2 protein-coding genes are annotated in these 1,980 nt (G+C 36.8%); both read right to left on the bottom strand.

Features of this window, described 5'->3' with window-relative positions; translation table 11 throughout:
• On the bottom strand, positions 1-1,343 hold a 1,343-nt coding region (locus tag EZH24_RS10890; RefSeq protein ID WP_201798590.1), incomplete at its 3' end, for a tyrosine phenol-lyase.
• A gap of 136 nt (positions 1,344-1,479) precedes the next feature.
• On the bottom strand, positions 1,480-1,980 hold a 501-nt coding region (locus tag EZH24_RS10895; protein WP_137999139.1), incomplete at its 5' end, for an alanine:cation symporter family protein.

Genomic DNA, 1,980 nt, shown 5'->3' on the forward strand with positions numbered 1-1,980 from the left:
TTTGGTTCATATACCCATTTGAGACCGCAAATATCATGTCTTCGCTTATAAAGTTGACCTACAGCTTCCGCAACATAATCCATATGTGCGTAGGTATAAACTCTACGAGGAATTGTTAAGCGAATTGTCTCCAATTTTGGAACATGTTCTTCGCCTGTATTAGGGTCTCGTCCTGCAGAAATAATGCCTCTCTCCATAGTTCTAACACCAGAAAATTCGTATACGGCCGCCGCAAGCGCTTGAGCTGGAAAATCTTTTTCTTGGTCAAGATGGTCTAAAAAAGCCCTTGCATCTACAAATATTGCATGTCCACCGTATGGTTTAACCATTGGAACTCCCATGGCGTCAAGTTTTTCACCTAAATAGCGAACTTGGTTAACACGATAGCTAATATAATCGAAATCTACGGCTTCACGAAGACCAATTGACATAGCTTCCATATCACGACCTGCCATACCACCGTAAGACGGCATACCTTCAAATTGAACAACCATACCGCAGGCTTGAACATACAAATCTTCGTCGTTCATACATAAAAAACCACCTATATTTGTTAAGCAGTCCTTTTTACCAGACATTGTGCAACCATCTCCATAAGAAAACATTTCATGAACTATCTCTTTAATTGTCTTGTTTTCGTAACCTTTTTCTCGCATCTTAATGAAATAAGCATTTTCAACGCAACGAGTAGCATCGAACATTACCTTAATACCATAATTGTGTGCGAGTTTAGAAACAGCTTTTATATTTTCCATCGAAACTGGTTGACCGCCTGCCAGATTTACAGTAACGGCAAGGCATATATATGGAATTTTGTCCGCTCCAACCTCATCTATAAGAGCTTGAAATTTCTTTAAGTCAACATTACCTTTAAATGGGAGTTCTATTTTCGGGTCATGCGCTTCATCAATTACAACATCTCTAAAAGTTGCCCCGTTTCTTTCTTGATGGAAACGAGTAGTTGTAAAATACATGTTACCAGGAACATAGTCGCCTGGTTTAATTGTTAGCGAAGAAAGTATATTTTCTGCGCCTCTACCTTGATGTGTTGGCACTACGTATTTGAATCCAAATAGTTCGCGCACGGTTTCTTCAAGGTGATAAAAGTTTCTTGAACCGCCGTAAGCTTCATCACCCAGCATTAAGCCCGCCCATTGCTGGTCGCTCATAGCGTTTGTGCCAGAGTCTGTAAGCAAGTCAATAAAACATTCTTCAGATTTTACTAGGAATGTATTATACCCAGCAACCTTAATCGCTTTTTGACGCTCTTCTTTGTTTAAATTGCCCATATGTTCAACCATCTTGATTTTGAATGGTTCTGGAGCAAAATTCATCATGTCCATAAGGACCTCCTACTAATTATAATAATTTATTTAAATCTAAAACACATAGTTTTAAATTTTTACCAAAAATTAAATTCAGTAATTACTAAATCGCTGTATAAAATTAATTTGTAACTACATTTTTCTATTTTAATTCTTACCTTTTCCCAATAAATTTCTCCTTATAATCTTTTAACGCATCGCTAACTTGACCTATAAGAGGCACTATTACCAACATATTGAATAATGTCATAAGCGCAATACCTAAATCGCCAAGCATCCAAACAAACTCATATGCTGCAATTCCACCAATAAAAAGCATAGCTAATGCAAAAATTTTATAAGCAGTTTGAGCTTTAAAAGTATCTCCCCACAAAAAAGCCACATTACAACGAGCATAATAAAGAATTCCTAAAAAAGTTGAAAAACTAAATAGGAATAGAATAATGGCTATAAATATACCTCCAAATTTACCTACATGATATTCCATAGCAATTTGAAGTAAATCCATTCCTTGATTATCTGCAAGAAGAGTTTTTGGTGTGAGTAGAACAACAAAAGCCGTGCAACTGCAAATTACAATCGTATCAATATAAACGCCTAAAGCCTGAATCAAACCTTGTTGAACTGGATGCTCTACATCTGCAGAGGCTCCAGC

The organism is Brachyspira catarrhinii (genome assembly GCF_005518285.1).
In the GTDB taxonomy this organism is placed as follows: Bacteria; Spirochaetota; Brachyspiria; order Brachyspirales; family Brachyspiraceae; genus Brachyspira; species Brachyspira catarrhinii.